The following is a 23,877-nucleotide window of genomic DNA, read 5'->3' as shown; positions in this document are numbered from 1 at the left end:
TATGGCAATCAAACAAGAAATAGAAAAGAAAGAGAAGCGTACTTGTCTTTATGACAAGCATATCTCATTGGGAGCTACGATGGTCACCTTCGGCGGCTTCGACATGCCCCTATTATATCAGTATGCAGGCATTGCGCCCGAGCATCTGGCCGTGCGCGAGAAGGTGGGTCTGTTTGATGTATCTCACATGGGCGAGGTCACAGTGAAGGGGCCGGATGCTGAGCGTTATGTGCAGCACATTTTCACCAACGATGTTGCAGATGCCCCTGTTGGCAAAATTTACTATGGTATGATGTGCTATGAGAACGGAGGCACTGTTGACGATCTGTTGGTATATAAGATGGGTGAGAACGATTTCTTTCTCGTTATCAATGCCGCCAACATCGATAAAGACTGGGCTTGGATGCTGCAACAGGCCGAAGGTTTCGACATAGATTTGCAGAACCGCTCCGACTATTATGGTCAGATAGCAGTTCAAGGTCCTGAGGCAGAGCATACCGTCGAGGTGGTGCTGGGACTGCCTTGTGCCGAACTCACTTTTTATACTTGTAAGGTTATAGGCGATGTCATCATCTCCCGAACAGGTTATACTGGTGAGGATGGCTTTGAAATCTATGCCTCTCACGACTACATCCGTGACTGCTGGGACAAACTCATTGCTGCTGGAGTACAACCCTGTGGCTTAGGTTGTCGCGACACCCTGCGCTTCGAAGTCGGCCTGCCTCTCTATGGCGATGAGCTTTCTGAGGACATCACCCCCGTGATGGCTGGTCTTACACTGTTTGTAAAGTTTGACAAGCCTGAGTTCGTTGGCCGTGAGGCTTTGTTAAAGCAGAAGACCGAAGGCCCTCAGAAAAAACTTGTGGGTATCGAACTCTTCGACAAGGCCATCCCCCGTCATGGCTATACTGTACTGAATATGAATGACGAGCCAATTGGCGAGGTAACGACAGGCTATCACACCTTGTCAACCGACAAGAGCGTATGTATGGCACTTATCGACGCTGCCTATGCTAAACTTGATACCGAGGTGCAGATTCAGATCCGTAAGAAGGTATTCCCTGGTAAAGTGGTCAAAAAACAATTCTATAACAAAAGCTATAAAAAATGAGTAAGGTAATTGAAGGGCTCTACTACTCGGAGTCACACGAATTTGTAAGAGTAGAAGGTAACGTTGGTTTCGTAGGAATCACAGACTATGCCCAGAATGCATTAGGTAATGTGGTTTATGTAGATATGCCCGAGATTGACGACGAGGTCACGGCAGGTGAGGAGTTTGGAGCTGTTGAAAGTGTTAAGGCTGCCAGCGATTTGATCTCACCCGTCAGTGGAACCGTTATCGAGATTAACGAGGCTCTTGAGGATGAACCCGAGCTCATCAACCAGGATGCTTTCGAGAACTGGATCATCAAAGTCGAACTCAGCGACAAGTCCGATCTCGACAACCTCATGGATGCAGCTGCTTACGAAAAGTTCTGCGAGAAGTAATTTATTAGGCACGGATTCTTAGTTCGTCCAGGAATCCGTGCCAAAAAGAATATTTTATGGAATATAAATATTTCCCCCATACAGAGGATGACCTGCAGGCGATGATGGCGAAGGTTGGGGTGGAGAGCCTTGATGGCTTATATGCTCAGATTCCAGAGACCATCCGTTTCAAGGGCGACTATGAGATGCCGCTTTCTATGAGTGAGCAGGAGGTGCGTCAGGTGTTCGAGAAACTCGGCAACGAGAACAGACAGCTCACCTGTTTTGCTGGCATGGGTGTCTACGATCATTACACCCCGTCAGTCATTCCCAGTCTGCTGCAACGCTCCGAGTTCCTCACCTCCTATACTCCCTATCAGGCAGAAATCTCACAAGGTACGCTTCACTACATCTTCGAGTATCAGAGTATGATGGCTGAACTTACGGGTATGGACATATCCAATGCCTCGATGTATGATGGTACCACAGCCTGTGCCGAGGCCATGATGATGGTTGTTGCCGCAGGTAAGAAACAGAACAAGGTGCTTGTTTCGGGTTGCCTCACCCCTCAGAATCTTAAGGTGCTTAAGACCTATGCCCTCCATCGGGGCATTGAAGTTGAGGTGTTGCCCATCCGCGATGGCGCTACTAGCCTAGACGATGTGAAGACCCGTCTTGCTGAAGGTGGTTATGCCGGTGTCATCGTTCAGCAGCCTAATGTCTATGGTATCGTGGAAGACTTTACAGGCTTTGCTGATGCCTGTCATGAGCAGAAAGCCCTCTTGGTAATCGATAGTGTTGCTGCCGACCTCGCTGTATTGAAGACCCCAGGAGAATGGGGGGCTGATATCGCCGTTGGCGATGGTCAGAGTCTTGGTATACCTATGCAGTTCGGTGGTCCTTACGTGGGCTATATGTGTTGCACAGAGAAACTCATCCGTAAAATGCCAGGTCGTATCGTCGGCATGACCAAAGATAATCGTGACCAGCGCGCCTTCGTGCTCACTCTCCAGGCCCGCGAGCAGCACATCCGTCGACAGAAAGCCACATCAAACATTTGTTCCAATCAGTCTTTGATGGCGCTCTTTGTAACGGTTTATATGTCGCTCATGGGACGTCAGGGCTTGAAAGAAGCTGCAGAGCTCTCCTATGCTGGCGCTCATTACCTCTGTGACGAACTACTGAAAACGGGGCGCTTTAAACTGGCTTACAACCAGCCGTTTTTCAATGAGTTCTTTGTGAAGTACGATGGCGATGTTGATACGCTCTATCAGCGCTTCATCGAAGCAGGGATCCTTGGTGGTGTCCGTATCGAAGATGGCTTACTTTTCACTGTCACAGAGAAGCGTACGAAAGAAGAAATTGATAACCTCGTAAAAGTTGCTGGATTATGAATAGTCGACTTTATGGAAATCTGATTTTCGAACTCTCGAAAGAGGGCCGTAAAGGCTATAGTCTGCCAAGAAACAATTATGGCACTTATGAGATTCCTGCCTCGATGCGGCGTGCTGAGGAGGCAGCCCTGCCCGAATGCGATGAGTTGACGGTGGTACGTCACTATACCAACCTCTCTAACAATAATTTTGGTGTCGATACCGGCTTCTACCCCCTCGGCTCGTGTACAATGAAGTACAATCCGAAGATTAACGAGGAAATGGCTGCTCAGCCGCAGTTCCAGAACCTGCATCCCCTGCAGCCCGAACATACTGTTGTCGGTGCTAGGGCGCTTGTCATCCTGTTGGAGAAGTCGCTCTGTGCTCTCACAGGATTGGCGCACTTTACCTTCAAACCCTATGCTGGTGCCCATGGCGAGCTCACAGGTTTGATGGTGATCGATAACTATCACCGCTCACGTGGCGACATGGCCCGTAAGAAAGTGATCGTGCCCGACTCTGCCCATGGAACCAATCCTGCCTCGGCAGCTGTCTGCGGATTAGAGATTGTTGAGGTGAAATCATTGGCTAATGGTCAGGTGGATTTCGAGGACCTGCAGCGTATTGTCGCTGAGCAGGGCGCTGAGATTGCCGCTATGATGATGACCAATCCCAATACGTTGGGCCTTTTTGAGACCCGCATTCCTGAGATTGCAAAGCTCATCCATGACTGTGGCGGACTGATGTACTACGACGGGGCGAACCTCAACCCGATGCTCGGTGCCTGCCGTCCTGGTGATATGGGTTTCGACGTGATGCACATCAACCTCCACAAGACGTTCTCTACGCCTCATGGCGGTGGCGGTCCCGGTTCCGGTCCTGTGGGTGTACGTGAAGGCTTACAGGAACACTTTCCTTTCGTATCGCCCTATCATGGCAATTTCGGTGTCATGATGCGCGCCTATGCCTATATTCTCTCATTGGGGCGCGATCAGGTCAAGATGGTTGGTCCTTTGGCTACGCTTAATGCCAATTACATCAAGGAGTCGTTGAAGGATGTCTATGAACTTCCCATCGACACCACATGCTGTCATGAGTTCGTGTTCGACGGTCTGAAGGATAAAAGTACGGGTGTCACCACGATGGATATCGCCAAGCGTTTGCTCGACTACGGCTATCATGCCCCCACCATCTATTTCCCGCTGCTCTTTCACGAGAGTCTCATGATTGAACCTACAGAGAATGAGTCGAAGGAGACACTCGATGGTTTTATCACCGTGATGCGTCAGATAGCAGAGGAAGCTAAAGCCGATCCAGAGTTGGTGAAGTCGGCACCCCACACGACGCCTATCGGCCGTGTCGACGATGTCCTTGCTGCCAAGCATCCCGTAACAACGTATAAACAGTTGAGGAATGAACAAAACTGATTTGATTATCATCGGCGCGGGCCCTGGCGGTTACCGCGCCGCAGAATATGCTGCTAAGCAGGGACTGAAGGTTACGATTTTCGAAGGCGATGAGGTGGGAGGTACTTGCCTCAATGTAGGTTGCATCCCCACGAAGACCTACGTCCATTCTAAAACGTTTGCCGAGGCCCGTGAGCGCATGACTCAGGTGGTGTCCCAGCTCCGTCAGGGCGTCGATGGAATCCTGTCGCATCCTAATATCACACTGGTGCGCGAGAAGGGCGTTTTCATTGATGCCCATACGGTAAACGACTTCACTGCCCCTAACATCATTATTGCAACAGGTTCCGAAACCAAATGGCTTCTTCTTGAGGGCGTTAAGACCGATTCGCGTGTGGTCGATTCCACTGGCTTGCTTAACCTTAACACCCAACCAAAGCGTCTTGTGATTATCGGTGCAGGTGTCATTGGTATGGAGTTCGCCAGCGTCTTTAATCGCTTCGGCTCCGAGGTAACGGTGATTGAATACATGAAAGAGTGTCTGCCAGCCCTCGATAGCGATATTGCCAAGCGTCTCCGTAAGACGCTTGAGAAACGTGGCATCACCTTCAATATGAAGACCGCCGTACAGAACCTTGCCGATATCGATGCCGACGTTATTCTGATGGCTACAGGTCGTAAACCCCGTGTGCAGGCTGATTTTTCCAAGGCTGGCATTGAGTTTGATGAGCGTAAAGGTGTAGCTGTAGATGATAACTTCAAAACTACCGTGAATGGCATTTATGCCATTGGCGATGTGAACGGCTGTCAGATGTTGGCCCATGCTGCCGAGATGCAGGCCGTCCACGCCGTCAACCAGATTCTAGGTAAGGAAGATGGTATCCGTTTTGATATCATGCCTGCTGCAATTTTTACAGAACCAGAGGCAGCTTGCGTAGGATCTACGGAAGATCAGCTTAAGGAACAAGGTGTCGCTTATACCTGTCGGAAATCTTTCTGGCGTGCCAACGGCAAGGCCCTTGCCATGGGGGAGACCGAGGGATTGCTGAAACTTTTTGTGGCCGATGATGGTCTGATACTCGGCTGTCATGCCTATGGCGCTCATGCTGCTGATATTATCCAGGAGGTCTCGGTCCTGATGTGCAAGCACACAACTGTCACAGAACTGGCTGACATGGTCCACATTCACCCGACATTGTCTGAAATATTAAAAAACGCTGCAGAAAACTAATCTGCAGCGTTTTTTAATATGTCTTCTACCACTTTGGGGAAGTGTTTCATTTCGAGTTGGTGCTCTTTCTCGGCGATGTCATCAACAGTGTCATCGGGGGAGAGGGCTACTTTGAACTGGGCAATGATCTCACCCGCATCGCAGACGGGAGTAACCCAATGGACGGTCATGCCTGTCTCCGTCTCGCCAGCAGCCTTCACAGCCTCGTGTACATGGTGCCCCCACATGCCTTTGCCGCCATATTTGGGCAACAGGGCAGGGTGGATGTTGATGATCTTATGGGGATAGGCCTCAATCAGAAAATCGGGTATCAGTGGCAACCAACCTGCTAAGACAATGAAACCGATGTCGTACTTCTGAAGCAGAGGGAGCATGACATCGGGATTGTGGAGGTCGGCCTTCGGCGCTACTGCCGTGGGCACGCCTAAACGCTCGGCACGGACCAGTGCGTAGGCATCAGGCTTATTACTGACAACGAGAGCGCAGTGTACGCTCTCGGAGTCAGTAAAGTATTTTATCAGGTTTTCGCAGTTAGTACCGCCGCCTGAAACAAAAATCGCTATATTCATACTAAATGTTCAATCAAATCGGCGCGGTCGCCAGGAAGCATGTCGATGACAGGAATCTCAACCATGGTGTAGCATCCAGGCTGTAGGCGCATTGATGCACGGGCCACATTGACAAGAACCTGACCTGTCAGGGCGGGGTTGTTGATTGACATGTTGAACTCGAGGCGCTGGTTCTGGGTCTTACCGCTCACACCCTTGCGAACAAGGTTTACGCCATGACCCATATCGCGCACGTCGTCGACGCTTTCTACCTGGAATACGTGGGTTTCGTCGCTGGCGAAATAAGGATCGGCTTTGATGTCCTTCGTCACATCTTCGAGTTTGGCACCCTCTTCGAGCTCTACGTATACCATACGGCGGTGAATGCCCTCACCGAGGGGAATGGTCATGGAAAGCGCATTCTTGACACCCTTCTTAGAACGTACGCATACGCTGTGACCCATTGACATACCAGGGCCGAAGTTGGTGTAGCTCAGTCCTTTGGGAGCGAGGCTCTGCATCAGGGTGCGTACGATAGAGTCGGAACCTGGATCCCAACCTGCAGCAATCACGCTGACGGTATTAGTTTCCTGATTGAGCTTCATCAGACGCTCACGGTAGCCACGGATATTGGTGTGGATGTCGAAAGAATCGACAGTGTTGATGCCGAGGGGCAGAATCTGGTTGGCATACTCCTCACAGCTACGGGTTGGGGTGGCCAGAATGGCTACGTCTACATCCTTAAGGTCGCGGATGTCTTTCACTACTTCGTACTGTGCGAGTTCTGCAGGCTTGTTCTCAGCGCCATTGCGGCGTACGATACCTGCTACTTCCATGTCGGGGGCTGTCTCCAGTGCCTCGAGTGCATACTTACCAATGTTGCCGTAACCTACGACGGCTACTCTGATCTTCTTCATATCTTTTATAGTCTTTGTTTAAAATTTCCTCGTTTGCGGTTGCAAAAGTAATGCTTTTCTATTAAATACGTTACAAATTGACGAAATAAATTATCTAAAAACTTTCAATATGTGATAAATCGCAAGCTTATGCACCCGAAATACAATAAATTGTTAGTAAAGCGCGTTTAAATAGGTGTATATATACAAAAGTGTAAGTTATGATAGAATACATTAAGGGGGAACTGACCGAACTGACCCCTGCCTTGGCAACCATCGAGGCGGCTGGTATCGGTTATGGACTGAATATCTCGCTCAACACGTTCAGTGCCATTCAAGGAAAGAAAGAAGTGAAGCTTTATGTCTATGAAGCTATTCGAGAGGATGCTCATGTTCTCTTCGGGTTTGTGAGCAAGAAGGAACGCGAAATGTTTCTCCTGCTGATTACCGTGAATGGTGTAGGGGCTAATACGGCGCGTATGATGCTCTCGGGTATGAGTGTGCCCGAGTTGTGCAATGCCATATCTACGGGTAATGCGCGACTGATACAGAACGTGAAGGGCATTGGAAAGATGACTGCCCAGCGCATCATCGTTGACCTGAAGGAGAAGATTGTGTCGCTTGGCATTGCCGAGGAGATACCGAGTGGCGGACAAATCAGTGTGCCAGTAAACAATCAGGTGAAGGACGAGGCCGTGTCGGCTCTCACGATGTTGGGCTTTGCCCCGGCTCCCTCGCAGAAGGTAGTGCTTGCCATTCTGCAAGAACAACCTGATGCCCCTGTGGAACAAGTTGTGAAGTTAGCATTAAAGATGATTAAATAGTAAATTATAGGCACGGATTAACACGGCTCTCTTATGGAGAGACACTGCTTTTTCTCGCAAAGAGCCGTGTCTTTATTTATAAAGCTGTGTTAATCCGTGCCAAAATTATTCAATGAATCGCTATATTGGAATACTCTTGGCTGTTTTTCTCGCGTGCGTGAGCGCGCGGGCACAAAAGCCGACTCTCAGGATGCCCGATAACATCCGTGAGACGGTGGAGTATGACGACCAGCGAAACATGTACTACGTGGGACAGAAGTTGGGCAACACTTACCTTACCGTCCCTACGCCCATGACACCAAAGGAATATCAGAAGTGGGTGGAGGCCAAGGCCCTGCGCGAATTTTTCCGACAGAAAGATTCTACCAGTCTGCAGACGGGCGGTAAAGACAAGTTCTCATTCTCAGAAATGCATTTCGACCTTGGACCTGCCGAGAAGATCTTCGGTCCTGGTGGCGTGCGCATCAAGACACAGGGAACGGCCGAGCTGAAGGTTGGAGGGAATATCAAGAATATCGACAACCCCTCGTTGCCCATTCGTAACCGTAAGACCACGGCCTTCGACTTCGACGAGAAGATTAACCTCAATGTGAATGGCAGGGTGGGCGACAAAGTGAACATGAACCTGAACTACAACACCGACGCAACCTTCGACTTCGATACGCAGAACTTGAAAATAAAATACGAGGGCAAGGAAGACGAGATCATCAAACTCGTAGAAGCAGGTAACGTAAGTTTTCCTTCCAATAACTCGCTTGTCAAAGGTGCCAGTAGCCTTTTTGGTGTACGTACCGACATGCAGTTTGGCAGACTGAAACTGCAGACGGTGCTCTCGCAGAAAAAGTCATCGACCAAAAGTGTATCTTCCAAGGGTGGTGTACAGACGACAGCTTTCGAGCTCGATGTGGCCGATTATGAGGAGAACCGCCACTTCTTCCTGTCGCATTATTTCCGTGACCGCTACGATCAGGGCATGTCAACACTGCCCAATCTCACGACGGGTATTGAGATCAAGCGCGTGGAGATATGGGTAACCAACAAGACGGGAACTACCTCGAACACACGTAATATCATTGCCCTGACTGATTTGGGCGAGAACCGGCGGCTGAGCAACGGTATATGGCACACCACAGGTCAGAGCGTGCCGGGCAATGGCGCCAACGACGAGTATGCCGTCTTAGCGAATAACTATGCCGAGGCACGCGACATAGATATGACAAACACCGTACTGGGAGGCATTGCGGGTTTTGAGAACGGCGTGGACTATGAGAAACTGTCGAGCGCCCGCCTGTTGACCTCCTCAGAATATTCTATCAACAAGGCGCTTGGCTATGTATCGCTGAGAATGGGACTGCAGACCGATCAGGTGCTGGCTGTGGCCTACGAGTTTACGTCGGGTGGTGTAACCTATCAGGTCGGTGAGTTTGCTGCCGATCTGACCGATACCAAGAGCGCTCTCTTCGTGAAATCTCTGAAGAACACTTCGAACACCCCTGCTCAAGGCAACTGGCAGCTGATGATGAAGAACGTGTATTATCTGGCGTCGCAGGTGGAGAAGAGCAAGTTCCGACTCGACATTAAGTTCCAGAGCGACACGGCAGGTGTCTATCTCACCTATATCCCCGATGAACGCGTCAAGAACACAACGCTTCTGAAACTCCTGGGTTGCGACCGCTTGGATAATAACAACAAGCCTAATCCCAATGGCTATTTCGACTTCGTAGAGGGCTATACCGTGAGCGACGGTCGTGTGTTCCTGCCATCTGCAGAGCCTTTTGGCAACTATCTGCGCAAGAAACTCCAGGCCGCAGGTCTCGACTCGGTCACAGCAGAAAAGTATGTCTTCTCAGAGCTTTATGATCAGACAAAGACCATTGCCAGACAGACGGCAGAGAAAGACAAGTATCTGCTTGTGGGTCAGTATAAGGGCACCTCGGCCAACGTCATCTCCCTTGGTGCCTATAACGTGCCTCAGGGTTCGGTCGTCGTCACTGCTGGTGGCATGGTGCTCACTGAGGGCTCTGACTATACGGTCGATTACAATGCGGGCGAAGTGACCATTCTGAATCAGAGTATCATCGACGCTGGAACTAACGTCAATGTATCGCTTGAGTCGAATACCGAGTATGGCATGCAGCGCAAGACGATGGTGGGTGTGAACTGGGAATACGACTTCTCGAAGAGTTTCCAGATAGGCGGAACGCTGATGCATCTTCACGAGCAGGCCCTTACCTCGAAAGTGGCCATGGGATCGGAACCTCTGAGCAACACAATCTGGGGACTGAGTATGAACTGGAAACAAGAGAGCCAATGGCTTACCTCAATGCTTAACAAGATTCCCTTCCTGCACGTAAAAGAGCCCTCGCATATCTCGTTTACGGGTGAGTTCGCTCAGCTTGTTGCGGGTACGGCCCGTGGCACACAGGATAATGCCTCGTATATCGACGACTTCGAGAATACGAAGAGCTACATAGACCTGAGCAACCCCAAGTCGTGGACCCTCTCGAGCGTGCCCTCCATGTTTCAGGAGAGCAGCGACAAAACAGGTGTCAGCAGTGGCATGAACCGTGCCCTGCTGGCGTGGTATAACGTTGACCCGATCTTCACCCGTCGTAGTAGCACGCTCACGCCGGCTCACATTAAGAGTGATTTGGAACAGCTCTCCAACCACTACGTGCGTGAGGTGTATGTGAAGGAACTCTATCCCAACCGCGACCAGAGTACCTATAACGGCGCCACTTCTACGCTGTCGGTGCTCAACCTGGCCTACTATCCCCAGGAGCGAGGTCCTTACAATCTGACGCTTGGACTGAACAGCGACGGTTCGTTACTACAACCAGAGACGAAGTGGGGCGGCATGATGCGACGTATCGATACCAACGACTTCGAACAGGCCAATATCGAGTATATTGAGTTTTGGATGCTCGATCCCTTTATCTATACCCGTCAGGACGGTACGGCTTCCGAGTATAGCGGTGATCTCTATTTCAATCTGGGTGAGGTGAGCGAGGATATTTTGCGCGATGGCAAGAAGTTCTACGAGAGCGGCATGCCCGTCGATGGCAGTCAGGCTTTTACCACCACCCAATGGGGTAAGATTCCCCAGCAGACCACGCAGACCTATGCCTTTGCTACCACCTCGGGTTCGCGCCGCCAACAGGATGTGGGATTCAATGGCCTCACTGACGATGAGGAACGTCAGTATGGTGCCTATCGTGAGTGGCTCGACGCCGTAAGTGGCATGATTACTAACGACAGCATCCGCACGGCATGGCAGAACGACCCTGCAGGCGATGACTACCACTACTTCCGTGGTCGTGACTACGATGCCGAGCAGAAGAGTATCCTCGACCGTTATAAGCGCATCAACAACCCTCAGGGCAACTCACCCGACTCTGACCAGCAGACCGAGGGCTACGACACCAGCTATAAGAGTGGGCCTGATGTGGAAGACATCAACCAGGACTATACCCTCAACGAGTATGAACGCTATTACCAGTACAAGGTGCGCATCTCGCCAGAGGTCCTTGATGCCTACCGTAATGGGGTGGCTCCCGACGACTGTTATATCACCGATATGCGTACCAGCAACGTGAAGCTTCGCAATGGTCAGACCACCGACGTGAACTGGTATCAGTTCCGCATCCCTCTCTCTGACTATGAGAGCAAGGTGGGCTCTATCAGCGACTTCACCAGTATTCGTTTCGTGCGTATGTTCATGACAGGTTTCCAGCGCCCCATCGTGTTGCGCTTCGGCTCGCTCGATCTGGTGCGTGGCGAGTGGCGCGTCTACAAGCAGAGCCTGAATACCTCGGTGGCTGAAGGCGGAACGCTGGAGGTTAGTGCGGTAAATATTGAGGAGAACAACGATAAAGTGCCTGTCAACTATGTACTGCCGCCAGGCATCAGTCGGGTCACCGACCCTTCGCAGCCCCAGCTGGTAGAAAACAATGAGCAGGCTCTCGACATGGTGGTCAAGGAATTGCAGCGTGGCGAGTCGAAGGCCGTCTATCGTAATATGAACCTCGACTTGCGGCAGTACAAGCATATGCAGATGTTTACCCATGCCAACCACCTCGTGCCCGATGTTACAGGTCTGCAGGATCATCAGTTGGCTGTGTTCATCCGTCTGGGCAGCGACTATAAGAACAATTACTATGAATATGAGATACCACTCGAACTGACACCCGATCGCAGTGACTACAGCCGTTATTCCACGGCCGACCGCCGTATGGTGTGGCCCGAGGCCAATATGCTCTACATCAACCTTGACGTGTTCACCCGTTTGAAGAAGGCCCGTAATCATGCGAAGGCATCTGGCGCAGCTGCTTATAATCGCCTCTATAGTGAATATGACGCCGAACACCCGTCAAACACGATCAGTATTCTCGGTAATCCTACGTTGGGCGAGGTGAAGGTGATGATGATAGGTGTACGTAACATCTCGGGCGAGGTGAAGTCGGGTGAGGTGTGGGTCAATGAGTTGCGCCTGCTCGATACCAACAACGATGGCGGTTGGGCAGCCTCAGGCACCATGAACGTGCAGCTTTCCGACTTCGGCATGGTGAACCTCTCGGGCCGTTATATCAGCGATGGCTTCGGCGGTTTGGAGGAAGGGGTGATGCAGCGGTCTACCGACACTCAGAAAGAATACTCGGTCACCACTTCGCTCGAGTTGGGTAAGTTCTTCCCCGACAAAGCCAAGGTGAGCGCTCCCCTCTATTATTCTGTGACGAAAGAGGAGACGCGTCCCCGCTACAATCCGCTCGATTCCGACATGCGTCTTGACGAAGCCCTCGACGGTGCTGCCGACCGCCATGAACGCGACAGTATAGAGTCGATAGCCGTCACCAAGACCCGTAATACCAACTTCTCGCTCTCTAATGTGCGCTGGGGATTGAAGACCAAGCGCCATCCGATGCCCTACGACCCGGCCAACTTCTCTTTCTCCTACAGCCACGCCCACCGCAATACCTCGGGCAAGACTACAGTCTATGAGCGTGAGGATCAGTGGCGCGGTGCCCTTAACTACAGCTACTCGCCGGTGTATAAAAGCTGGGAGCCTTTCAAGAACCTGAAAGGCAGGTCGAAGTGGCTGAACCTTCCTAAGGCACTGGGCTTCAACTTCCTGCCACAGAACATTGCCTTTAACTCTGAGATGACGCGCAACTACTACGAACTTCAGGAGCGCGACCTCGAGAATCTGGAAAGCCAGAAGCTGCCCCTCACGTTCTCGGAGCAGTTCCTCTGGAACCGCGATTTCTCCGTGCGCTGGGATTTCACGAAAAACCTGCACTTCAACTTCCAGAGTGCCACGCGTGCCGAGATAGAGGAACCTTATACCCCCATCAACAAAGACCTTTATCCCGACCAGTATCATGCTTGGAAAGACTCTGTGAAGCAGAGCATCCGTAACTGGGGTACACCGCTAGATTATCAGCAGCAGGTGACGGCCTCTTATCAGTTGCCACTCAACAAGTTGCCCATCTTTGACTGGGTAAACAGCGACGCCTCTTACAGTGCCCACTATACATGGGTTCGTGGAACGGAACTCGACAACGGTACCTCGCTGGGCAATACAGTCACGAGTAACCGCAACCTCAATATCAATGGCTCGTTCAATCTCGAGACGCTCTACAACCATTCGCCGTTCCTTAAGAAGGTGAACGAACGTTTCCGTAAGGCTCCCTCTGTATCAAGACAGAGCGTGAAGGCCGTAAGTAGCAAGGCTACATCAGGGAATCCCGAAGAAAAGCTGTTGCCAAAGAACAAAAATGCCTATCAGCGTGAAATAACCCTCAAGACCGATACCACCCTGATAGTGGCCCATAACAAGAATTCCAAGCGTCTCATCGTGTCGGCCCGTACCAAGGATGGCCGCCTCTATGAGTTAAAGTACAAGGTCGTCGACCAGAACAGGATACTTATCAAGAACCGCGACACTGTGCAGCTGAAGCTCAGCATCACCGCCAAGCCTTCGTCGGAGAACGAGTGGTGGTATAAGCCTGCCCAGAATGTGGCCCGCGTGCTCATGATGCTGCGTTCTGTCAACGTCAGCTACCGCACCCAATACGCCATGCACCTGCCAGGCTTCCTGCCTTGTGTCGGTGATATGCTGGGGCAACGCACGGGCAGTGTCATGTCGCCGGGACTCGACTTCGCTTTCGGCTTGATGGGCGACGGCTATATCGATAAAGCCATGGACAACCGCTGGCTGCTTATGAACGACAGCGTCGCCACGCCTGCCACCATCAATAGTACGAAAGACCTGCAGATACGTGCCGTACTGGAACCTGTCCGCGATCTGAAGATCGACCTTAATGCCTCACGTACCGACAACCGTTCGCAGAGCATCCAATATATGTATGAAGGGCGCCCCACCACCTATAGCGGCTCGTTCAACATGACCACCATCTCTCTTCGTGGTGCCCTGGCAGGCATGGGCAATGCCAACAGCGGCTACCACTCTTCGGCCTTCAACCATTTCCTTGATGTGCTGACGGGCTTCCAGGCAGGAGCCGACAAACCCTATGCCGCCGAGGTGCTGGTACCGGCCTTCCTCTCAGCCTATACTACGGGAGCAGGTAAGTCGCGCGCCATTTTCCCCGCCATCACACGCTTGCTGCCCAACTGGACCATCCGTTATAGCGGACTTTCTAAACTGCCTTGGGTGCAGGAACATCTCAAGAGTCTGAATCTGAATCATGCTTATAAAAGCGTCTATAGTGTGGGCGGCTATACCTTGCCCAGCATCCCCACCGTCAGCATCAACGAGTCGTTCTCGCCCTTGCTGGGTGTCGATGCCACCTTCCACAACGACCTTACGGCTAAGATGGAATACCGTACCACTCGTACGCTCAACCTTTCGATGACCAGCATCCAGCTCAACGAGGCTCTCAGTCGCGATTGGGTGGTTGGCCTTGGATATAAAATCAAGGACTTCAATATCTTCGGAACCAAGGGCAACCGCGTGGTGAAGAAAGCGCAGACAGGCAAAGGCAGTCGCAGCTCACAGCGCTCTGCTGCCGCCACACAGTCGTCGAAGACTGGTGTGAACCACGATCTGAACCTGCGCCTCGATATCTCCATGCGCAAGCAGGCGGCCATCACCCGCGACATCGCATCAGGCGTGTCATCGGCTTCCAGCGGCAACTCTGCCTTTAAACTCTCCTTCATGGCCGACTATACCCTTTCGCGCCTGCTCACGCTCACCGCCTACTATGACCAGCAGACCAACACGCCGCTGCTTTCTTCATCGAGCTATCCCACTACGACCTACGACTTCGGGCTCTCTATGAAATTCTCGCTTACCCGATAATTATCAGTCTACTTTGACCTAAATCAATATAAAGCGGTCGTCTATTAACTTTCTTTAGCGTTTTTTTTTTTTGATTCACACATTTCTTCGTATATTTGCCCCCAAGTAAGATAAATCTATCGGTTATGAACATGAAAGCTAATATAACTATTCTGGCTGTAGTGTTACTATTTGGGGCTTGTACTTCCGACGATGAAGGCGGGCAGAAGGGACTCGTGCCTATCACCCTTACGACAACCACCCTTGTGAACACCTCTCTGGCTACCCGCACCACAAGTACCGACCTTCAGTCGTCGCAGTTTGCCAGCGGCCAGACGTTCTATGTCTATTTCCATAACAGCGGCACCACATCGATCGATCATGCGACGTATACGGCAGATGGCTCTGGCGGCACCACGACCACGACAACACCTTACTTTACTTTGTCGGGCGCAAGCACCGACGTGCTGGCCTATTACCCCTCATCGGTAACAGAGGCCACCACCTCGTTTGTCGTGGAGGCCGACCAGAGTACTGATGCCAGCTATCGCGCCAGCGACCTGATGTATGCCTCAGCCACTATTCCTAAGGTCTATCCCGTTTCTACCGGTGCGCTCACCTTTGCCCACAAGATGGCGAAGATACGCGTTAATGTCACTGTTAACGCAGGTGTCAGTGTGAGTAGTGTTAAGTTGAAGAACATCAAGCGTCAGGCTCCCTTTACGGCCTCTACCGGTGCGGTCGGTACGGCAGTGGCGTCGGGTAGCACCGATGTCACTATGTTCACCTCGGCAGGCGAGACGTCGAATTTCAATTGCGTGGCGCTAGTGCCGCCTCAGAGCATTACAGCCAATACCACCTTGGTTACGGTCACCACGGCCAACCACACGTTGGTCTATGAAGTGCCGTCAACCGTCACCTTCGCCAGTGGCTATCAGTATGTGTATAATGTATCAGTGTTTGACACTCAGCTCATTGTAACAACCAACGTCACCGCCTGGGATACTACTCCTGCCGACCAGGCAGGTCAGGGCACGCTCAACCGCCCCAAACTCCCCATAGAATACATCGCCCCATACAACATGCAAACCGCCACCCTCATGGCAACGGATAATAATGCTGATCATAGTGGGTATTTTTGTTGGAATGAAAGCCCGGATGTAATCGGTGGCGTTGGCACTCCATCAGACTGGACACATGGTGCTAAAGATAATATTAAGGCTATGATTAGAGGAACCGCCGTTCCTGGTTATCACATGCCATCAAAGGCGGAGTGGTGCTCAATTATGGCACCATATTTTGCACAGACCACAGATAGAACCGATATGAGTATGGGTGGCGAAACAGGTACACGTATTAAATATAAACTTGGTTCTAAAGATTCAAAAAATTTGGTTGAAAGGGTTGTTTGGGGTGTTAAGAACGATAACGGAACTTATACTCATGATGTAAATCGTGACTTCTATAACGATTATTACTGTCCTGCCGATTTGGACCATGTAGGTTATGGCTTGCGTTTCAAAGAATCTACGGGTAATGGTCAATATACTTGTGCCTATCGTTATGAATATAAAACATCAGACGATGCTGTAGGTGGCGTAGGCAGAGCGTCACTTACTGTTCAAGTAATATATGTTGGAGCTAATCCAAATATTACTATTGATACAATTAGCGATGAAGATTGGTGGACTAATCCCGAATATACTGTGGTTCTGCCTTGCTGCGGTTTTTCTACATATACTAATCATTGCGACATTCTGATTGCTAATTCTTATAGTAATGATGCACGTGTAACAAGTAAGGCTGACGGTTGTTACTGGGCAGCTACTGCGATGGATGCGTCAAAGGCCTATCACGTGGCCTTGACTCCAACAGCTGTAGTTGGTAACCATAGGAATCCACCAGGTCACGGCTTCTCCGTCCGCCTGTTTAAGGATGCAAATTGATTATAGTATGAAGAAGAAAAACATACTGATGACAGCGGTTGTTGTGCTGCTGGCTGCCTGTACCTCGGACGACGAGGCACGGTTTGGGAAGTCTATGCCTATCAGACTGGCTGTAGCTGTGGAGGAGAGTGCGCAGACTCGCGCAGGCAGCAACGTGCAGAACACCGAGCTGCTTTCTGGCGAGGCCGTCGACGTTTATATCAAGAACGCCAGCACCAGTGCCTGGATAGCGAACCCGCTAGCGTGCACCGTCTCGGGCACCAGCGGCGACCTTACTTCTGCCAGTACCTTGTATTATCCTTACGACGGGTCGTCGGTCAGCATGTATGCCGTGCACCCCAGCGTAGCCTCTGGCGCCACGTTCACCGTGAGTGCCGACCAGACCAGCGATGCCAATTACGCTCAGAGCGACCTCACCTTTAGCAAGGCGGCTACCTATACTTACTCGACGGCTGTCCAGACGCTGCCGATGACGCATCTGATGGCGAAGGTCATCGTCAATATCAGTCTGCCCACAGCCACCCCGGCCTGGACCCTGACCAATCTGAAGCTCCATGCCAAGCGCTCGGCGGTGGTGACCTATCCTGTCGACAACAGCGACGGCTACACGCTCTCGGCTGCCTCGGACGACGGTGAAATCAGTATCTCTGAAGGTGGAGCAGTGCTCATCCCGCCGCAGACCGTCACCAGTGGTTCGGCCTTCGTCAGCTTCGACATCCCGGGCGTAGGTCCCTACGTCTACCGCCTGCCTGCCGACCGCACCTTCGAACCCGGCAAGCAGTACGTTTACACTATTACGGCCATGTCAGGCACGTTGACGTATGCTGAGACCTCTATATCCCAAACCTATAACACCACCCCGTTTACCAATCCGCTTACCAATACCGGTAGCGGGCAGGTTGTCTATACCAGCAGCAATACCAATGTGGCTACTGTTCATTCCACCACAGGCGAGGTAACGCCTGTTAGCGTAGGTTCCACCACCATCACCGCCCAGATCGTTGACGGCTTAAATAATTATTACACCACAAAGACGGCCAGCTATACGTTTACAATGACAAAAGCCGCCCCCACCTATACCGCGCCCACAGCCAAGTCCCTAACATACAATGGCTCGGCACAAGTGTTGATCAATGCCGGTAGTGTTACGGGTGGTACTATGTACTATAGTCTCGACAACTCTAACTGGTATACTTCCGTTGATAATTCCAACATGAAGAAAACCGATGCCAACACCAGCGGCTATACCGTATATTACAAGGTCTTTGGTGATGCTAACCATTCAGATATTGCTAGTCAAAATCTTAAGGTGACTATTTCTAAATACACACCTACTTGGGGCAGTTGGAGTAATAGTACGGCATCGGTAGGTGTTGGCTCTACGTTTACCCGTACCATACCATTGTATGGCGTTAATAATACTGCACTCACTGTTTCCTATTCGTCAAATGCCACAGGTAAAGCAACGGTAAACAGTAGTGGAGTTGTAACGGGTGTAACTATCGGTTCTGCCACCATCACGGCCTCGTATACTGCCACGACGAATTATAACGCCCCATCATCGCAGTCATATACGGTGAGTGTGACAGATCCAGGCGTGGCGTTTAATAGCGTTACCAGTTCACATCTGAAGTACTTTATTGCAAGGAATGGAAAAGCATATAAAACAGCAGCAATAGCAAAGACCTGTAGCGGTTATGATGCTGTAGGCGTTATCTGTTATGCAGGAGCAGTTAGCAATTACTTCAACAAGTTTATCGCCATTGCTCTGCAAGATGTGGCAGCCTGCACATTCCCCAATGTTACGTCTGGAGTCAACACTTTTGCGAACAATCGTCCTGTAACGGTGGGAAGTACAACTTACAAGACTTGTACGATAAAATATTATGATAGAGTAACAAATCAGAGTAGTTATAAAACTAGAACAAGCGGTGTTGTTCAGGGTTGGCGTAATCCGAGTATGACTGATTGGCGTTATATTATCCATGGATTAACTAATGGTAATCCTAGTGCTACTAACCCTTCTACATTTGTTTCAGGTCTTGTGCTTGTTAATCCTACGAATATGCTCAATTATATAAATACTGCCTGTGGCAATACTAATCTACAGGCTCAATATTATTGGACTAGTACGGAGCTTTCGACTGCGATAGATAATGGTGCCGTTGTCTTTGGCTTTACTCATGGAGAATTTGGCTATGACGTTGGCACGAATCCAAAATTGGTTCGTCCCGTATTCGCATGGTAGGTATGTGCTAACTCACATAGAACTCATACAGGGACAGGAGTCCTATTAGGAAAAATAATCATCCCCGCCGTGTGGCAGGCGGCGAGGGTAAAATCTTGTTCGAGTCATGACTACAGCTAATAGTGACGGGTTCTTGTGTGGCAGATGGTAGTTGAAAAGTTGTCAGAGAACAGGTGTATTATTGACAGAGACTATCTCTTTGATTGCAAAATAGACTAAATTGCTGACCAATTTAGTCTATTTTGCTCTGCAATTTAATCTAAATTGGTTTGCAAAATAATCCAAATTACATTTAAGGGTGTAATGAATGCCATGACGGGTGCCTATGTCTGTCGGACAAAGCACCTGTCATTGTCAATTATATAAGGGGTATATGGATGGCGTTTGCCTTCCTTGCCAGAATACTTAATTACTTGTCGTAAGCGTGGAGAGGGTAGTCGGTGGTATAGTGGAGACCGCGACACTCCTTGCGCTCCAAGGCCCAGCGGGTGATAAGATAACCCACGTTGATCATGTTACGTAGTTCGCAGATGTCTTTCGACGCCTTTACACGCTTGAAGAGGCGCTCGGTCTCCTCGTAGAGCATGTCGAGGCGGTCCCAGGCGCGATGCAGGCGCAGGTCGGAGCGAACGATGCCCACGTAGTTCGACATAATCTGGTTGACCTCTTTGACGCTCTGGGTGATGAGCACCTGTTCCTCGTTGGTCATCGTACCCTCGTCGTTCCACTCAGGCACCTTCTCGTTGAAGTCGTAGAGATCGATATGTGCCAGTGAGTCCTTGGCAGCCGTTTCAGCATAGACTACGGCCTCGATGAGAGAGTTGGATGCCAGGCGGTTGCCGCCGTGCAGACCGGTACACGAGCACTCGCCGAGGGCATAGAGGCGCTCGATGGAGGTCTGTCCGTTGAGGTCGACCTTGATGCCGCCGCACATGTAGTGGGCTGCGGGACGTACGGGGATATAGTCGGTAGTGATGTCGATGCCGATGGAGAGGCACTTCTGGTAGATGTTGGGGAAGTGCTTGCGGGTTTCTGCGGGATCCTTATGGGTGACGTCGAGGCACACGTGGTCGAGGCCGTGGATCTTCATCTCCTTATCGATGGCGCGGGCCACGATGTCGCGTGGTGCCAGCGACAGACGCTCGTCGTATTTCTCCATGAATGTCTCGCCGTTGGGCAGCTTCAGGATGCCGCCATAGCCGCGCATGGCCTCGGTGATGAGGTAGGCGGGATGTGTCTCCTTAGGATTGTGGAGCACGGTGGGGTGGAACTGCACGAACTCCATGTCGGCAACCGTTCCCTTGGCACGGTAGACCATGGCGATGCCGTCGCCAGTGGCGATGACGGGGTTTGAGGTGGTCATGTAGACCGCACCACAGCCGCCGGTACACATCACGGTGACTTTCGACAAGTAGGTGTCGACCTTCTGTGTGTCGGGATTGAGCACGTAGGCGCCGTAGCAGTGGATGTAAGGCGAGCGGCGGGTGACCTTGGCACCCAGATGGTGCTGGGTGATGATTTCGACGGCGAAGTGGTTCTCCTTGACGGTGATGTTCGGGTCGTGGCGCACTGCCTCCATCAGTCCGCGCTGTATCTCGGCGCCAGTGTCGTCGGCATGGTGGAGGATGCGGAACTCAGAGTGCCCGCCCTCACGATGCAGGTCGAACTGACCGTTACTCTTCTTGTCGAAGTTAACGCCCCAGTTGACGAGCTCACGTATCTGTTCAGGTGCCTGGCGCACCACCTGTTCTACGGCCTGACGGTCGGAGATGTAGTCGCCCGCGATCATGGTGTCCTCGATGTGCTTGTCGAAGTTGTCGAGCTCGAGGTTGGTGACCGATGCTACGCCACCCTGTGCGAAAGAGGTATTGGCCTCGTCGAGCGAGGTCTTGCAGATCATGCAGACACGGCCCTTCTGGGCCCTTGCCACCTTGAGGGCATAGCTCATACCAGCCACACCAGCACCTATCACGAGAAAGTCGTATTTGTAAACCATCTGTTGACTTGTTTTGTTCTGTTATCTGCTGCAAAGGTAACAAAAAAGTGAAAAAGTAATAGGGTAAAAAGGTGAAAAATATAATAAATAGGCTAAAAAAGGAAGAAATCCTTTTATTTTTTTACCATTTTACTTTCTTCACTTTAATTATTTTTGTATCTTTGCACCGAACCCCAAGCACAATAAATTATGAAGAGACTATGGCTAATCATCATGCTGCTGGCTCCTTTGGCTGTGTTCGCCCAACAGGTTGTTGTGAGCGGCAGTGTAACGAATGACAAGACGGGCGAAGGTTTGCGACAAGTAAGTATATCTGCCGGCCGCGTGTCGGTAGTCACTAATGAAGACGGCGCTTTCTCGCTGAAGCTCGATCAGCTGCCTGCTACCATCACGGTATCGCATATCGGATATAAGACACGCAAGGTGGCGCTGACAGAGGGTAAGGCCGAGAACTTGAAGATCAGCCTGGCGCCAACGACCATCCAGCTGCGTGAGATTGTGGTAACGAAAGCCAACCCCAGGGAGCTGGTAGACATCGCCATCAAGAAGATTCCCGACAACTACAGCAGGGTGCCAGAACTGCTGCAGACGTTCTATCGCGAGACGGCCATGAAGCGCAAGCACTATATCTATGTGGCCGAAGGTGTGGAGGATATGTACAAGACACCTTACACCCGCAACATAGGCAGAGACCGAGTGGCGATTGTGAAGGGACGCCGTCTGCTGAGTCAGAAGCAGGGAGATACGCTGGGAATCAAGGTACTGGGCGGACCAGTGCTGCCGGTGCAGCTCGACGTGGTGAAGAACCAGGAGATGCTGCTGAATCCGGAAGACCTCGACACCTACGACTTTGCCATGGGTGTGCCGGAGTATATCAACGACCGCCTGCAATATGTGGTGAAGATCTCGCCGAAATATCCGATGCCCTATGCCCTCTATAACGGCACGCTCTACATTGACAGTGAGCGACTGGCCTTTACACGCATTGAGCTCGACCTCGACATGAGCGATAAGGACAAGGCCACAAGGACCATGCTGGTAAAGAAACCTATCGGCGTGAGGTTCAAGCCCCGTGAGCTGTCGTGCGTGGTTGACTATCGCTATGAAGACGGTGTGACGCGCATCAGCTACCTGAGGAATATCTTCCGCTTCAACTGCGACTGGAAGAAGCGCCTCTTCAGCACCTCGTTTACCGCAACCTGTGAGATGGTGGTGACCGACAGTCAGTCGGATAGCGTGCTGCCGATAACGAGTCGTAACTCGTTCGACTCAAGGGATGCGTATTATGACAAAGTAGAATATTTCATGGATCCGGAATACTGGAGCAAATATAACATTATAGAACCGTCGGAATCGCTGGATAAAGCCATTAAGAAACTGGTAGCGACATACCGACGAAACTGAATGATAAGTTTAAAGTGAAAAGAATATATATTGCAACTCTCTTTGTAGTAAACTGTTTTGTTGGTTTGCAGGCGCAGACCGACAAAATTGTTTCTGATACTATAGTAACTGATACCATGGCGGTAGAACTGCCGTGGCCGCAGAATATCCAGGCAAGACTCGACTCGCTGGTGCAAGACCCGCTGTTGCAGCGGACACAGCTCGGACTGATGGTGTATGACCTGACGGCCGACTCGACGCTGTATGCATTCAATGCCAAGCAGACCATGAGGCCCGCCTCGACCATGAAGCTGCTGACGGCTGTGACGGCCATCGACCAGTTGGGGGGTAACTATAAATTCCGCACCACTCTGCGCTATAAGGGCGAGGTGAGAGACAGCGTGTTTACGGGCGACATCTATTGTGTGGGCGGCATGGACCCCATGTTTGAAAGCAAGGACATGAAGGCTTTTGTAGAGAGCGTAAAGGCTCTTGGGGTGGACACCATCCGCGGGCGACTGGTGGCCGTGAGCAACTTCAAGGAGGAGAACTTGCTGGGCGAAGGCTGGTGCTGGGATGACGACAACCCGCAACTGGCTGCGCTGCTCGTAGATAGGAAAAATGAGTTCATGCCCCGCTTCGTTCAAGGGCTGCGTGATGCCGGTATCGTAGTTGAGGCGCCCTGTAGCAGCGATGTGGTGCCCAGGGATGCGCTGACTCTCAGCGTGTGTAGTCATTCCATCAAGGAAATACTGGAGCCCATGCTGAAAGAGAGCGACAACCTCTATGCCGAGTCGATGTTCTTCCAGATAGCTGCCCTTCAGGGAGTGCGCCCTGCTAAGGCTGCGCATGCCCGACAGCTGATAAAGAAAACATTGGGCAAGGCGGGGGTGAGTGAGATTCCCTATAGAATAGCCGACGGTAGCGGACTGTCGTTATACAACTATGTGACGCCCGAGATACTGACCCGTCTGCTGACTTATGCCTATCGCAATACCAACCTCTTTATGAATCTCTATACAGCACTGCCCATTGCCGGTCAGGACGGTACGTTGAAGAAACGTATGAAGGAGCCTGAGACCAATGGTAAGGTGAGGGCCAAGACGGGTACGCTGGCGGGCATCTCGTCGCTGGCGGGGTATGCCATGACGCCCAACTACCACATGCTGGCTTTCTGCATCATCAACCAGGGAATCATGAAGAACGCTGAGGGCCGTGGCTTTCAGGATAAGGTATGTGCTGCACTTTGTAAGTAAGAAAAA

Annotated in this window: 14 protein-coding genes; 11 read left to right on the top strand and 3 right to left on the bottom strand. The window is 51.2% G+C overall.

The window, feature by feature from the left end:
- Window position 1 precedes the first annotated feature (1 nt).
- Genes gcvT through T325_RS01520 form a run of 5 tightly spaced genes read left to right on the top strand, consistent with a single transcriptional unit; the run spans window position 2 to window position 5,477 of the window.
- On the top strand, window positions 2-1,111 hold the full coding sequence (gcvT, locus tag T325_RS01540) for a glycine cleavage system aminomethyltransferase GcvT (RefSeq protein WP_036909768.1): 1,110 nt from the start codon (window positions 2-4) through the stop codon (window positions 1,109-1,111).
- A complete protein-coding gene (gene gcvH / locus T325_RS01535) occupies window positions 1,108-1,488 on the top strand; it encodes a glycine cleavage system protein GcvH (protein ID WP_036909767.1) in 381 nt (126 codons plus the stop codon). The genes gcvT and gcvH overlap by 4 nt, the downstream gene beginning before the upstream one ends.
- Window positions 1,489-1,544: 56 nt before the next feature.
- Complete coding sequence (gcvPA, locus tag T325_RS01530; protein ID WP_036909766.1) at window positions 1,545-2,861, top strand: aminomethyl-transferring glycine dehydrogenase subunit GcvPA; 1,317 nt, start codon at window positions 1,545-1,547, stop codon at window positions 2,859-2,861.
- A complete protein-coding gene (gcvPB, locus tag T325_RS01525) occupies window positions 2,858-4,267 on the top strand; it encodes an aminomethyl-transferring glycine dehydrogenase subunit GcvPB (RefSeq protein WP_036909765.1) in 1,410 nt (469 codons plus the stop codon). Before gcvPA ends, gcvPB begins: the two co-directional genes overlap by 4 nt.
- Window positions 4,254-5,477 (top strand): dihydrolipoyl dehydrogenase family protein, encoded by a 1,224-nt coding sequence (locus T325_RS01520; RefSeq protein WP_036909764.1) that lies wholly within the window; start codon window positions 4,254-4,256, stop codon window positions 5,475-5,477. Before gcvPB ends, T325_RS01520 begins: the two co-directional genes overlap by 14 nt.
- On the opposite strand, the gene T325_RS01515 is transcribed toward T325_RS01520, so the two are convergent.
- A complete protein-coding gene (locus T325_RS01515; protein WP_036909763.1) occupies window positions 5,474-6,046 on the bottom strand; it encodes a phosphoribosylglycinamide formyltransferase in 573 nt (190 codons plus the stop codon). The two genes, T325_RS01520 and T325_RS01515, sit on opposite strands and share 4 nt — an antisense overlap.
- A complete protein-coding gene (locus T325_RS01510) occupies window positions 6,043-6,942 on the bottom strand; it encodes a diaminopimelate dehydrogenase (protein WP_036909762.1) in 900 nt (299 codons plus the stop codon). The genes T325_RS01515 and T325_RS01510 overlap by 4 nt, the downstream gene beginning before the upstream one ends.
- Window positions 6,943-7,142: 200 nt before the next feature.
- Between T325_RS01510 and ruvA the strand changes: the two genes are divergently transcribed.
- The 4 genes from ruvA (at window position 7,143) to T325_RS01490 (ending at window position 19,236) form a co-directional block, all read left to right on the top strand.
- Window positions 7,143-7,745, top strand: coding sequence for a Holliday junction branch migration protein RuvA (ruvA, locus tag T325_RS01505; protein WP_036909761.1), 603 nt, complete (start codon window positions 7,143-7,145; stop codon window positions 7,743-7,745).
- Window positions 7,746-7,857: 112 nt separating this feature from the next.
- Complete coding sequence (sprA, locus tag T325_RS01500) at window positions 7,858-15,063, top strand: T9SS outer membrane translocon Sov/SprA (RefSeq protein ID WP_081911001.1); 7,206 nt, start codon at window positions 7,858-7,860, stop codon at window positions 15,061-15,063.
- Window positions 15,064-15,188: 125 nt separating this feature from the next.
- Window positions 15,189-16,988, top strand: coding sequence for a fimbrillin family protein (locus tag T325_RS01495; RefSeq protein WP_036909760.1), 1,800 nt, complete (start codon window positions 15,189-15,191; stop codon window positions 16,986-16,988).
- A gap of 7 nt (window positions 16,989-16,995) precedes the next feature.
- Window positions 16,996-19,236, top strand: a complete 2,241-nt coding sequence (locus T325_RS01490) for a fimbrillin family protein (RefSeq protein ID WP_197051294.1) — start codon at window positions 16,996-16,998, stop codon at window positions 19,234-19,236.
- A 409-nt stretch (window positions 19,237-19,645) separates the two neighbouring features.
- Here T325_RS01490 and nadB read toward each other — a convergent pair whose 3' ends face one another.
- Complete coding sequence (nadB, locus tag T325_RS01485) at window positions 19,646-21,232, bottom strand: L-aspartate oxidase (RefSeq protein ID WP_036909757.1); 1,587 nt, start codon at window positions 21,230-21,232, stop codon at window positions 19,646-19,648.
- Between the two features lie 189 nt (window positions 21,233-21,421).
- Between nadB and T325_RS01480 the strand changes: the two genes are divergently transcribed.
- Complete coding sequence (locus T325_RS01480; RefSeq protein WP_036909755.1) at window positions 21,422-22,636, top strand: carboxypeptidase-like regulatory domain-containing protein; 1,215 nt, start codon at window positions 21,422-21,424, stop codon at window positions 22,634-22,636.
- A gap of 14 nt (window positions 22,637-22,650) precedes the next feature.
- Window positions 22,651-23,871: a D-alanyl-D-alanine carboxypeptidase/D-alanyl-D-alanine endopeptidase gene (gene dacB / locus T325_RS01475; RefSeq protein WP_036909753.1), complete on the top strand. Its 1,221-nt coding sequence runs from the start codon at window positions 22,651-22,653 to the stop codon at window positions 23,869-23,871.
- Window positions 23,872-23,877 lie beyond the last annotated feature (6 nt).

Origin of the sequence: Prevotella sp. FD3004, from assembly GCF_000746155.1 — a bacterium.
In the GTDB taxonomy this organism is placed as follows: Bacteria; Bacteroidota; Bacteroidia; order Bacteroidales; family Bacteroidaceae; genus Prevotella.
The sequence above is the reverse complement of the archived record's forward strand: the minus strand, read 5'-3'. Positions and strand labels throughout refer to the sequence as shown.